Here is a 12,717-nt window from a genome sequence, read left to right on the forward strand (position 1 = left end):
TCGTTCTGTTATTTAAGCAATAAGAGTATCAACCATTATTTGCGCATTCTGGCGAATCTGACTCCATGAGGCATCCGCATAACTCATCTTGATTGCGGTTTGAAAAGCCTCTCTCGCCAACCCGGGTTCCCCCATCATTTTGAGACAGACGCCCGTTTGGTAAACCGGCTCTGGATGGCTGGCATCCAGCATCAAGGCATGTCCATAGAAATTAATGGCCGTCGTGTATTCTTTAAGCATCATCCAGGTGCCAGCTAATGCAATATGGGCACGCCAACTCCATGGCTGGGCCATCACCAGCCAACTAAAATCGATTACGGCGCGCGAATAATCCCCCTCCTGCCATGAGGCGTAACCACTGGCATAAACGGTTTCCGGATCAACGGATAATAGCTGTTTCAGAATGTCTTCGGGTATTTTATTTTTCTGATCTTCTTTCATCATCATACCTATTGATTGTTATTTTCACGTGATAATGATTTACGTCAGGAAGGTTATTTAAAAACGTCGCTGGATAAGATGCTCGGCGGATAAAACTGTCCAGTTATCGCCATCAAGCTGTGTAAAGGTCGCTCCCATTACTGTCAGGATGCGCAATAATTTCCTGCGCAGCATGGCTTTTTTTTCATCCAGAACGTCGGTGATTATCAACATCTTTAAACATGTTAACTGCGGGTGATGCACAAATATCCCGCGTAAAAGTCCCAGTAAGTGAAACAATTGCTGTGGTCGAGGTTGCCCGGGCGTCAGGCGCCTGAACTCACAAATAATCATTTCTTTTGCCTCAATACGATAGATCACCAGGTAAGGCGATAATATAAACTGTTGCCCAAGTAATATGGCGGTCTCCCCTAAATATGCAGGCTCAGTAAACACCTGATGCCGACGCAACCATTGCTCTATTTCTTGCACCATGTTTACCTCGTTAATGCCCGGAGTATTTCAGCAAGAACCGTGACCAGTGACGACCCCACGCCGATGATTTGCTGCATAATTTCAGTTGCTTTCTCCATAATTTCCGTCAGGGATTTATTATAAGATTGGGCCCCATTTTGTTGCAGGTCGGCAATCGCTTTATCTTGATCACTTTGACGTTGCGCTACACCAGCCCCCAGGCCCATGACGCCCCCAGCTGTGTGGCCTACGGCTTGACCCGCTATAAGACCGGTTTCCCCGCCTACGGCCCCTAATCCTATCGTCAGCACGCCCGACAACATGGCGCCACCCGCAGTAATCATTGATGCTCTAAACGCTTCATCAATTGTTTTCATTTGCGTCTGTAAAACATTGACTTGCAGTTCCCAGGACAGTCGTTGTTTTTCTACGTTATAGCTGCGCATGATATCGCGCAGCTTTTTGGCAAGCTCCATTAGCTTCATCCAGATATCATCAAATAACAGAAGCATTGATTCAGTACCCATTCCCTCCCCGGAGGGAGATGGAGTGGAAGAAGGTGTTAACAAGGAAGGCGCTGGTAATACCAGTGCTACGTTACTCGCTTCCATATTTTTATCCTCAGATTAAGCGCGATAGCCAGCTATTCTCGCCTGAACGCTACTATAGTGATCAATGGTATCTAATACATCTCTAAGCGCGGCACCGCTCCCCTTATAAAGCTCCTCTAAGCGTTTTTGTTCTATCTTTTTCTGGTTTTCTGTTTGTTGCATTATGAAATCCAGAAACCGTTGCTGAGTTATTAATTGCTCTATTTTCTTTTCGAGCTTCGCTTTTTCTGTGTTAACCATGCCAGTATTCATCTGACTGGCGCCCTCGGTTGCACATCTGATAGCCTGTAAGCCTTTAAATGAACAATCCCTCAGTAAGGCATACAGGATTTTTTTGAACATATTCCAGAGAACTTTATTACGAAAATTTTTTAACAGAAATTTTTCCCCTTCTTGCGCATATTTTTCCAGGGCTTCTTTTGCCGCTTCTTTTGCCATGGCTTTCACCCCCTCTTTCGTAAAGCTTTTTCCCGCGCTTCGCGTCATATTATTTTCTACCTTACGAGAAAACTCAGCAGACTCCTCTTCCATCTCGCCCGGCGAAACCATTTCACGTTCAATCGCCTCAAATTGTTTGGAAAAATTTTCGCTCACCTCTTCGCCAAACTTTTCAGCCAACTCCTCTATTTCTCCTTCCCCTGCACCTACCATACGCTCAACCATTTCTTCGCCTAAGCCGGAGTCAAGCACTTTTGCAGCCGCGCCAGATAAACCTCTCGTCGCCATAAAAGCACGGCCAATCTGGAAAACATCCAGTGCCAGCGCGACGGCTTCACAACCAAATTGAATCTTACTTGTCACGTCAATAATTGCCTGACAGGTATCGTGGTCAGCACCGCACATCATTGCCGTTTCGGCTCCGGCTTTAACCATTCCTGCACAACCTGCGGCTATATAAGCTACGCCGCTAGCCATTTCTGCGGGATTACCGGACAGAAAACCCTCCACAACTTTTAAGGCGCCAATCACAGTTTCAAATATACCGGTAATCCAGTCAAAAATAGCGCCAAAAATGCCCGCTTTACGCGCTTTATCCTCCTGCTCTATCGCTTTCTGGATCTGCTCCTGATACTCCTTTACCTGCTTATCACGTAATGCATTTTGCACCTCAGTTGCCCGCTCAAGCTGTTGGCATAACGATTGAGCGTTATTACCAAAGACGCTGAGTATTAATGTCGTCATCAACATTGATAAAACCGCGGGATTGGTCTGCAAAAAGTCAGGCAATGATGGACGCTTATGATTTCCGGGTACGGCATCAAGCAGTTGCTTCAACGCATTGCTTGCCTCCTGAAGACTAATTTTCCCTGATAACAGGCACGCGGCGTTGCCATCGCCAAAAGTAGAATTCACACGATGCTGGCGCTTTCCCAACGAACCCGAGGAAACGCAACTGACATTGCTTAAGTGATGATGTGTTAAGGCGGTTACTCCTGCGGCGCTATCGCTATTACTGTGAATTCGATTCATTTTTAGCTCCTGTCAGAAAGTTGCTGTAACATCTTTTCTGCACGCAGTCGGAGGATTTGATGTTCACTGACCTCGCCGCAAATACGCACCACGGCCTTTAGCGCTTTTATTGCATAACAGACGTTATCACACGCGAGATAGCATTCCGCTGCGGCCCATGGCGCCTGCGGCGCATCAATCTTAATTTGTGCCGCGCGTCCATAAGCGTATATCGCTTCCCCCCAATGTTTTTGAGCCTGGCAGCATTCCCCTAACCTAAACCAGTAGTCAAATGACCAGGCATCATATATCGTCAACAATTGAAAAAGTCGCGCTGCGCCGGCGAACTCTTTTACCTCCATAAGCTGCATGGCATAGCGATACAGAGTATTAAGAGGCTGTGTAACATCGTCATCCAACAACATACGCAGCGAGCCGCCACGCCGGAAAAACCGCATCGTGTCATGTGCCTGTTGTAGGGTCGGGTCTTTTTTCATGAGTACGTTTTCTGCGCTATCATACTGGAAATCTCCCCCCACTTACTGATAAGCCCCGTCAGTTGGGTAAGGACAGCGTTAAGCTCCTGAGACATTTTTTGAATTATTATCTGCCCCTGACTCATAAGATCGGTATTCCGGTTGGCATCGTTATCCAAAGCCGCTTTGACCGCCTGTAGACCACCTTTATCCAGCTTCCCATGATCGCCATATTTAGCCATATAATCATCAATGGTCATACCATCGATGAGAATACCATTATCACGCATGTATTTAATTACGTCCTCAGGCACCTCCTCTTTGGTTTTAGCATCTCCCTTGGCTGCTTTAGCAATCACCTCATCCATCTCATTTGACTTTTCCTGGGTATTTCTGGCACGTTCAGCATTCTTCTGGACTTCAATAAATTTATCGTTTGCAATAGCCTGAATAACCATAAGGAGAATAAGCAAAACACCATACCCTTCGGCAAACGGATTTTGCTGGGATAAGTCATCCTGCCCCCGGTATCAGTGTTGCTAACGCCGAAACTATTTTTAAACACAATAGGGTTTTGACTTCCCCATAAGATGTTTCCTGAAGACATTATGCTTTACCTTTTTGTTTTTCCTGACGGTATCTCCACCGGGGCTTGAGCATTAAGTTGTTTCAGTCGTACTTCAAGTTGTTTAAACAAACTTACTATTTTCTTTAAATCCTTCTCGGCCTCCTGGTTAACCCCGGCAACGCCTTGTGGAAATAGGTTATGAAGAATACTCTCTGTCTCTCTGCTCTTTTTGGGGCTCTCTGCCCTTTCAGCAAGCTGTTGACTCACCTTAGCCCTGATTTGGTGGAATTTTTTAAGACAGTGATTTAGCTGCATGTAACTTTGCTCTAAATCACGATATTCACTAAACGCAGCCTTTTTCTTTATCATCATTCCCCTCCATATACACGATAGATAATTAACGTGCTAACTAAGAGCCTATCCCATTAGGGCTATTTTACTTGCCATTTTGAACCTGGGCAGTGCTCGCCAAAACGCGTTAGCGTTTTGAACGCCGCTTGCGGCGGCCCGAAGGGCGAGCGTAGCGAGTCAAACCTCACGTACTACGTGTACGCTCCGGTTTTTGCGCGCTATCCGTGTCCAGGCTGGCTGCGCCAATTAACGCCTGGTGGGATAGGCTCTAAGATATTTTTACTTTACTCTTGCTCACTCACAACAAGTGCGCTGTTATGGTAACGATAATAAATAATGTTGATGATATTTTCGGCCTGCTCGATCGCTTCAAGCAATAAGGTGTTTTGCTGATATTGCTGCGGATCCTGTAACCTACCGTTGTTCTCTTCTAACTGTTTCCGGGCAGCCCTTAATTGTAAAATTATGCCTTTGGCCTCTTCACGCGAATGAAGCAGCAAATCTTCTAACCGGGTCAGAGTTGTCATTTTCCACTCACTTAAAATCTAATGGATAGTTAATCAAAGTATCATTATGTTTAATCGTTACCACATCGGCACTCAGATGGACAATTTCTCCCCCATTGGGTAACAATGCCCCTACACGTAAACGCTCTTTATTCGTCAGTAATAAGTAATTACCATGGCGACTCTGTACAAAGCCAGCCACTGGCGCAGGCAGATACTTGCTTTCATCATGAGAAGGCGCAATATCCTGATAAATTAAAGAAAGAGCGGGGTCCTTTTTCTTTAATGCTGCTAACGTTTCTTGCAAAATGCGTTGATGAGATTCATCCAGTACACCACTGATAACAAAAGAGCGCCGCATTGGAGTAACATTGACAAGCCCCACTAAACCGTTCTCTATTATCGCAGAAATAATATCATCCCCCTGAGACTGATGAGAATGACTAATCTGCCAGTGCAATAACCCGGGAATATCTGCAAGTAATGGTTGAACCTTACGCCATTGCTGATCCATTTGTATATCATCATGAATTAACACGCTCCCCGGCCCTTCGCTGGATACTTCAGCATGCGGGTAACCCATTTTTATCAAAACATCCTGCACTTCTCGTATCAATAAGTCATCACAGATTACACCATCCCGATACATGACCCCCCATGATTCGAGAGTCGCTCTCACCTTTTGCATCTGTTCGCTTGACGAGCAATAACCGGACAACTGCAGGCTTCCATCTTCTTTCCATTGCGCCCGCACATAATGAATATTGCTTTTGTCTAATAAAAACTTAACCCGCAAAGGTAAGTCATTTACCGTTTCAGGCTGACCACTAATACTTAACAGGACACCCATTCCACCGATGAAAATCAAGAATACGCCAGCCAACCACCAGTACCCTGATCTGGAAACGGGTATTTGATAATCAGCAAGTTCACAATCCTGTTTACCAAACGCGATAGCCACTCCCGCAACCTGCAAAACCCCACTGGATGGTAGCGGCTTATTTGGATTAAATCTGCGGCCATTAACTCTAACTCTGGCTTTCCCGGCATCAACAAATAAACTATCTGCCTGTTCTCTCAGAATAATTTTTTCATTTATAGCCAGCGGAATACAAATATCGCATCCCTTCTCCCCCAGTGACAGGTTACCTTCATTCAGCCATACTTCCCGGCCTTGTAAAACGTGACCTAAAAAACGTATTTTCCAGGAACTCTTTGGATTAACCATGAGATATGCCATTATTTACTACTGAGGCTTTAATCAAAAAAAGCCTGATTACACTATGTACTTGAGTCGTATCATTGCGAAACAAATGACCTACGACAGGGATATCGCCCAATAAAGGGATTTTGTTTTGCGAGTGGATTTGTTTACCTTGTTTAAACCCTCCCAGCAATAGACTTTGTCCGGCCAATAATGTGGCTTGCGAAGCAATTTCAGAATTTTGCACTTCGGGTAGCGGATCTGTTTCGCTTTGCGTATCACTTTGTTGTCCATCCTGAATATTAAGATTAAGCATTATTTTTTGCGTGCCATTGTCATTTAACAAGCGAGGTGTAACGCGCAACAAAGAACCCGTAGTGATGGATTCAAGTTTAGCCACTTTTTCTCCCTGCAGTTTGGTATAGAAAGTAATATTTTTATCCAGCACAGCCTGGATATTATTTAAAGTCACCACAGATGGCTGGGAAAGTACATAAGCCTGAGAGCTTTTTTCCAGGGCATTCAAACGCACCATAAAGTTTGAGGTATCGCTGATTACCGTTGAAAAACCGCTAGCACCACCGTCATTCAAACCTGTATTGAATGCAATTTTCTTGCCACCCAGCGACACTGCCGTTCCCCAGTCGATGCCTAACTGGTTAATATCTCCAGCATTAACATCGATAATTTTCACCGAAATCTCTATCATCTGCTGGCGTTGATCTAATTCTGTGATGAGTTTCCGATACCCGGCCATATTGGCCGCATAATCACGAACGATCACTGCATTCTGGCGTGGGTCGGCAGCAAACATGGGAAATGCCTGTGTAGCGGGTGAACCATTGGTCGTCGATGACGCCGGTACGCTGGTTTTACTCATCTCACGCAATACACTCACGACCCCTGGAACCACGACGGACTGATCGCGATATTGGTATTGGGTATCCATCGCAGTGGCATACTTAAGCGTGTATATACTTACACTCACCGCACTGTCTTTTCGTTTGATTAACGCATTATCCAGCACTGAAGCTAATTGACTAATACGAGTCAGACAGCTGGGAACACCACTCACCTCCACAGCTCTGGTACCGGTAATTTCTTTAACCTCGCATCCCGGTGATGAAAGGATATTCTGGCTGCGTAAGTAATGAATGAACCGTCCAGTAGATAAAATATTGAAAGTGATAACCTGATGTTTTAATAACGATGCAGGATATACATATAACATGCTACCATCAAACCAGGTAAGCAAATCATATTGTGCTGCCAGGTTATTCAAAATATCGACCGGTGGTCCAGGCGGAATTTTCCCACTAAATGTAGCTGTTATCAATGGGCTAATAGTAATAGCCGTATCATAGTTCTCTGAAAGCAGATGTAAAACCTCTGCTAATGGCATTTGTCTGGCATAAAGGGTGAAGTCATTACCTTTCCATGATAACTCATCACTCTTTGCTGTATTGAGTATAAATAGTAAAATTAAGATTAAACGTTTATTTACTACCATTTTATACCCCACCCGAATAAAGTTTATGGTGATTGCGTATTACATTTTTTAAAATGCAAGTTAAAGCCAGGTGTTTTTCTATCTCAATAGCAATAAGCTCAGAGCTACTACTTGTGGTATAATAACCGTTTAACCATCCCCCATCCGCTGTGAGCTGTATAGCATAATCATGGACGTCCGGGTGTGCTGCAAGCAGTAGTGTCACATAGGCAAGACAAGGCTTAGGTAAGCTTTCCAGGTCATTTAAGAACAAAGAAATAGAAAATGCTTCTGAGAAAATTTCTCCTCTGGCAGGATGCCCATCAATAGTCATTATCCAGGATCGGCTATTACCTTCGGCCTTGATATCCTGAATTAATGGAATGCCTTTTAAAACTGCCAGCATGAATCCCTCCTCAGACATAAATGGGAGTTTCTATCAAATTCGCTCACAACCACATCCGTAAAAAGCCTGATTCACATTTATTTCGACTATACTCTTCTTGTACAATATCAGGATGCTGTCTACATATACCTTGTCACAGGCGATTCTATCATTCGGATTTTCCGATAAATTCACAATTACACTTTCAGCATTGACATAAAAAATTACAATTTGAAAAATTATTTATTAAATAAACTGTTACGATGTTTTTACATCGCCACCTTATTAAAAAGTAATTGTAGTCATCGACTGGGTTATATATGAAGAAATTTATCTTCCTAATGATAACACCATCGATTAATCTTCTGATGAAACTATATGTACTGCGATAGTGATCAAGTGCCAAAGATTTTGCAACAGGCAACTGGAGGAAAGCATTATGAATTTGCTCAATCTCAAGAATACGCTGCAAACATCTTTAGTAATCAGGCTAACTTTTTTATTTTTATTAACAACAATAATTATTTGGCTGCTATCTGTGCTTACCGCAGCTTATATATCAATGGTTCAGAAACGGCAGCATATAATAGAGGATTTATCCGTTCTATCCGAGATGAATATTGTACTAAGCAATCAACGGTTTGAAGAAGCTGAACGTGACGCTAAAAATTTAATGTATCAATGCTCATTAGCGACTGAGATTCATCATAACGATATTTTCCCTGAGGTGAGCCGGCATCTTTCTGTCGGTCCTTCAAATTGCACGCCGACGCTAAACGGAGAGAAGCACCGTCTCTTTCTGCAGTCCTCTGATATCGATGAAAAAAGCTTTCGTCGCGATAGTTTTATTCTTAACCATAAAAATGAGATTTCGTTATTATCTACTGATAACCCTTCAGATTATTCAACTCTACAGCCTTTAACGCGAAAAAGCTTTCCTTTATACCCAACCCATGCCGGGTTTTACTGGAGTGAACCAGAATACATAAACGGCAAAGGATGGCACGCTTCCGTTGCGGTTGCCGATCAGCAAGGCGTATTTTTTGGGGTGACGGTTAAACTTCCCGATCTCATTACTAAGAGCCACCTACCATTAGATGATAGTATTCGAGTATGGCTGGATCAAAACAACCACTTATTGCCGTTTTCATACATCCCGCAAAAAATACGTACACAGTTAGAGAATGTAACGCTGCATGAAGGATGGCAGCAAATTCCCGGATTTCTGATATTACGCACAACCTTGCATGGCCCCGGATGGAGTCTGGTTACGCTGTACCCATACGGTAATCTACATAATCGCATCTTAAAAATTATCCTTCAACAAATCCCCTTTACATTAACAGCATTGGTGTTGATGACGTCGGCTTTTTGCTGGTTACTACATCGCTCACTGGCCAAACCGTTATGGCGTTTTGTCGATGTCATTAATAAAACCGCAACTGCACCGCTGAGCACACGTTTACCAGCACAACGACTGGATGAATTAGATAGTATTGCCGGTGCTTTTAACCAACTGCTTGATACTCTACAAGTCCAATACGACAATCTGGAAAACAAAGTCGCAGAGCGCACCCAGGCGCTAAATGAAGCAAAAAAACGCGCTGAGCAAGCTAACAAACGTAAAAGCATTCATCTTACGGTAATAAGTCATGAGTTACGTACTCCGATGAATGGCGTACTCGGTGCGATTGAATTATTACAAACCACCCCTTTAAACATAGAGCAGCAAGGATTAGCTGATACCGCCAGGAATTGTACACTGTCTTTGTTAGCTATTATTAATAATCTGCTGGATTTTTCACGCATCGAGTCTGGTCATTTCACATTACATATGGAAGAAACAGCGTTACTGCCGTTACTGGACCAGGCAATGCAAACCATCCAGGGGCCGGCGCAAAGCAAAAAACTGTCATTACGTACTTTTGTCGGTCAACATGTCCCTCTCTATTTTCATACCGACAGTATCCGTTTACGGCAAATTTTGGTTAATTTACTCGGGAACGCGGTAAAATTTACCGAAACCGGAGGGATACGTCTGACGGTCAAGCGTCATGAGGAACAATTAATATTTCTGGTTAGCGATAGCGGTAAAGGGATTGAAATACAGCAGCAGTCTCAAATCTTTACTGCTTTTTATCAAGCAGACACAAATTCGCAAGGTACAGGAATTGGACTGACTATTGCGTCAAGCCTGGCTAAAATGATGGGCGGTAATCTGACACTAAAAAGTGTCCCCGGGGTTGGAACCTGTGTCTCGCTAGTATTACCCTTACAAGAATACCAGCCGCCTCAACCAATTAAAGGGACGCTGTCAGCGCCGTTCTGCCTGCATCGGCAACTGGCTTGCTGGGGAATACGCGGTGAACCACCCCACCAGCAAAATGCGCTTCTCAACGCAGAGCTTTTGTATTTCCCCGGAAAACTCTACGACCTGGCGCAACAGTTAATATTGTGTACACCAAATATGCCAGTAATAAATAATTTGTTACCACCCTGGCAGTTGCAGATTCTTTTGGTTGATGATGCCGATATTAATCGGGATATCATCGGCAAAATGCTTGTCAGCCTGGGCCAACACGTCACTATTGCCGCCAGTAGTAACGAGGCTCTGACTTTATCACAACAGCAACGATTCGATTTAGTACTGATTGACATTAGAATGCCAGAAATAGATGGTATTGAATGTGTACAATTATGGCACGATGAGCCGAATAATTTAGATCCTGACTGCATGTTTGTGGCGCTATCCGCTAGCGTAGCGACAGAAGATATTCATCGTTGTAAAAAAAATGGGATTCATCATTACATTACCAAACCAGTGACGTTGGCTACCTTAGCTCGCTATATCAGTATTGCCGCAGAATACCAACTTTTACGAAATATAGAGCTACAGGAGCAGGATCCAAGTCGCTGCTCAGCGCTACTGGCGACAGATGATATGGTCATTAATAGCAAGATTTTCCAATCACTGGACCTCTTGCTGGCTGATATTGAAAATGCCGTATCGGCTGGAAAAAAAATCGATCAATTAATTCACACATTAAAAGGCTGTTTAGGTCAAATAGGGCAGACTGAATTGGTATGCTATGTCATAGACATTGAGAATCGCGTAAAAATGGGGAAAATCATCGCGCTGGAGGAACTAACCGACTTACGCCAGAAAATACGTATGATCTTCAAAAACTACACCATTACTTAATATTATCTTAATTTTCGCGAGGGCAGCAAAATGAAAGAATATAAGATCTTATTAGTAGACGATCATGAAATCATCATTAACGGCATTATGAATGCCTTATTACCCTGGCCTCATTTTAAAATTGTAGAGCATGTTAAAAATGGTCTTGAGGTTTATAATGCCTGTTGCGCATACGAGCCTGACATACTTATCCTTGATCTTAGCTTACCTGGCATCAATGGCCTGGATATCATTCCTCAATTACATCAGCGTTGGCCAGCAATGAATATTCTGGTTTACACAGCATACCAACAAGAGTATATGACCATTAAAACTTTAGCCGCAGGTGCTAATGGCTATGTTTTAAAAAGCAGTAGTCAGCAAGTTCTGTTAGCGGCATTGCAAACAGTAGCAGTAAACAAGCGTTACATTGACCCGACGTTGAATCGGGAAGCTATCCTGGCTGAATTAAAGGCTGACACGACCAATCATCAACTGCTTACTTTGCGCGAGCGTCAGGTTCTTAAACTTATTGACGAGGGGTATACCAATCATGGGATCAGCGAAAAGCTACATATCAGTATAAAAACCGTCGAAACACATCGGATGAATATGATGAGAAAGCTACAGGTTCATAAAGTGACAGAGTTACTTAACTGCGCCCGAAGAATGAGGTTAATAGAGTATTAACCAGGGGCATCCGATGGTATTAAGCATTGGTCATATTTTGATGAGCCTTACGCCACGCAGTATTGCTCATCATCGACAAAATCCATACGGATGCCCTGGTATGCCGCACCATTTATCACTACCTTAGTCTTCATTTAATCATGATATAGTAGAATCCCCTTATTTAACGGGCTTTACCATGTCGTATTCTATCGGCGAATTTGCCAGACTATGCGGTATCAATGCCGCCACGCTAAGGGCATGGCAGCGACGCTATGGTTTATTGAAACCGCAGCGTACTGATGGCGGGCATCGCTTATACAGCGATGACGATATTCGACAAGCGCTTAGCATCCTCGACTGGGTGAGAAAAGGCGTACCGATAAGCCAGGTCAAACCCTTACTGTCGCGTCCGGTCATTCGCCTGGGCGATAACTGGATAACGATTCAGGAGACGATGCTTCAACATCTCCACGAAGGGCGAATTGACGCGCTGCGGCAGTTGATTTATGACTGTGGCCGGGAATATCCCCGCGCAGAACTGGTGACCCATTTATTGCGTCCGTTGCGCAGCAAAGTGTCCGCGCATCTTCCCGCCGTGATGACGCTGCGCGAAATATTGGATGGCATCATTATTGCCTACACCTCTTTTTGCCTTGAAGGCGACAGAAAAGCGCCTGGCAACAATGCCTTTATTAGCGGATGGCATCTCTCGGATCACTGTGAAATCTGGCTGGAAGCGTTGACTCGTACCGGACAAGAGCTGCGGCTCAATGTGCTTCCCTCTCCACCAGCCATGCTGGCGCCCGAGCTGTTCGCCCAGAGAAAATGGTTCCTGGTGACCACCGGAAAGCTCACTGCCGGGCAGAAAAAACAGCTTGCCCAGTGGCGCAACGTGGTCGCTTCGCTGGAGGTTATCACACTATAAGCGCTG

At 44.1% G+C, this 12,717-nt stretch carries 13 protein-coding genes and 1 pseudogene; 3 read left to right on the plus strand and 11 right to left on the minus strand.

Going from position 1 to position 12,717, the window contains the following annotated elements; translation table 11 throughout:
* Positions 1 to 12: 12 nt before the first annotated feature.
* The 11 genes and pseudogenes from sscB to spiC form a co-directional block, all read right to left on the minus strand.
* On the minus strand, positions 13 to 447 hold the full coding sequence (sscB, locus tag EOS98_RS12455; RefSeq protein WP_126524081.1) for a SycD/LcrH family type III secretion system chaperone SscB: 435 nt from the start codon (positions 445 to 447) through the stop codon (positions 13 to 15).
* Between the two features lie 51 nt (positions 448 to 498).
* Positions 499 to 915, minus strand: coding sequence for an LcrR family type III secretion system chaperone SseE (gene sseE / locus EOS98_RS12460; protein WP_000249606.1), 417 nt, complete (start codon positions 913 to 915; stop codon positions 499 to 501).
* Between the two features lie 2 nt (positions 916 to 917).
* Positions 918 to 1,505, minus strand: a complete 588-nt coding sequence (gene sseD, locus EOS98_RS12465; protein ID WP_126524080.1) for an SPI-2 type III secretion system translocon protein SseD — start codon at positions 1,503 to 1,505, stop codon at positions 918 to 920.
* 15 nt (positions 1,506 to 1,520) lie between these two features.
* Complete coding sequence (gene sseC / locus EOS98_RS12470) at positions 1,521 to 2,975, minus strand: SPI-2 type III secretion system translocon protein SseC (RefSeq protein WP_126524079.1); 1,455 nt, start codon at positions 2,973 to 2,975, stop codon at positions 1,521 to 1,523.
* Positions 2,976 to 2,977: 2 nt separating this feature from the next.
* On the minus strand, positions 2,978 to 3,451 hold the full coding sequence (sscA, locus tag EOS98_RS12475) for a SycD/LcrH family type III secretion system chaperone SscA (RefSeq protein ID WP_000711023.1): 474 nt from the start codon (positions 3,449 to 3,451) through the stop codon (positions 2,978 to 2,980).
* Positions 3,448 to 4,037: pseudogene (gene sseB / locus EOS98_RS12480) on the minus strand (SPI-2 type III secretion system translocon protein SseB). The gene sscA and the pseudogene sseB overlap by 4 nt, the downstream one beginning before the upstream one ends.
* 6 nt (positions 4,038 to 4,043) lie before the next feature.
* Complete coding sequence (gene sseA, locus EOS98_RS12485) at positions 4,044 to 4,370, minus strand: SPI-2 type III secretion system chaperone SseA (RefSeq protein ID WP_000972855.1); 327 nt, start codon at positions 4,368 to 4,370, stop codon at positions 4,044 to 4,046.
* A gap of 263 nt (positions 4,371 to 4,633) precedes the next feature.
* Positions 4,634 to 4,876 (minus strand): YscE family type III secretion system co-chaperone SsaE, encoded by a 243-nt coding sequence (gene ssaE / locus EOS98_RS12490; RefSeq protein ID WP_000210204.1) that lies wholly within the window; start codon positions 4,874 to 4,876, stop codon positions 4,634 to 4,636.
* Positions 4,877 to 4,883: 7 nt separating this feature from the next.
* The gene (ssaD, locus tag EOS98_RS12495) at positions 4,884 to 6,095 is read right to left on the minus strand and encodes a SctD family type III secretion system inner membrane ring subunit SsaD (RefSeq protein WP_000323784.1); all 1,212 of its coding nucleotides are present in this window, start codon (positions 6,093 to 6,095) and stop codon (positions 4,884 to 4,886) included.
* Entirely contained in the window at positions 6,076 to 7,569 is a 1,494-nt protein-coding gene (gene spiA, locus EOS98_RS12500; RefSeq protein ID WP_126524077.1) for an SPI-2 type III secretion system protein SpiA, read from the minus strand. The genes ssaD and spiA overlap by 20 nt, the downstream gene beginning before the upstream one ends.
* A gap of 1 nt (position 7,570) precedes the next feature.
* Positions 7,571 to 7,972, minus strand: a complete 402-nt coding sequence (gene spiC, locus EOS98_RS12505; RefSeq protein WP_001562740.1) for an SPI-2 type III secretion system protein SpiC — start codon at positions 7,970 to 7,972, stop codon at positions 7,571 to 7,573.
* Positions 7,973 to 8,372: 400 nt separating this feature from the next.
* Here spiC and EOS98_RS12510 point away from each other — a divergent pair, with 400 nt between their 5' ends.
* From EOS98_RS12510 to EOS98_RS12520, 3 genes are all read left to right on the plus strand, one after another.
* On the plus strand, positions 8,373 to 11,135 hold the full coding sequence (locus EOS98_RS12510) for a two component system sensor kinase (RefSeq protein WP_126524076.1): 2,763 nt from the start codon (positions 8,373 to 8,375) through the stop codon (positions 11,133 to 11,135).
* A gap of 30 nt (positions 11,136 to 11,165) precedes the next feature.
* On the plus strand, positions 11,166 to 11,804 hold the full coding sequence (locus EOS98_RS12515) for a two component system response regulator (protein ID WP_000666334.1): 639 nt from the start codon (positions 11,166 to 11,168) through the stop codon (positions 11,802 to 11,804).
* A 178-nt stretch (positions 11,805 to 11,982) separates the two neighbouring features.
* Positions 11,983 to 12,711 (plus strand): MerR family transcriptional regulator, encoded by a 729-nt coding sequence (locus EOS98_RS12520; RefSeq protein ID WP_000122318.1) that lies wholly within the window; start codon positions 11,983 to 11,985, stop codon positions 12,709 to 12,711.
* The last annotated feature ends 6 nt before the right edge of the window (positions 12,712 to 12,717 follow it).

Origin of the sequence: Salmonella sp. SSDFZ69 (genome assembly GCF_004010755.1) — a bacterium.
GTDB lineage: Bacteria > Pseudomonadota > Gammaproteobacteria > Enterobacterales > Enterobacteriaceae > Salmonella > Salmonella enterica.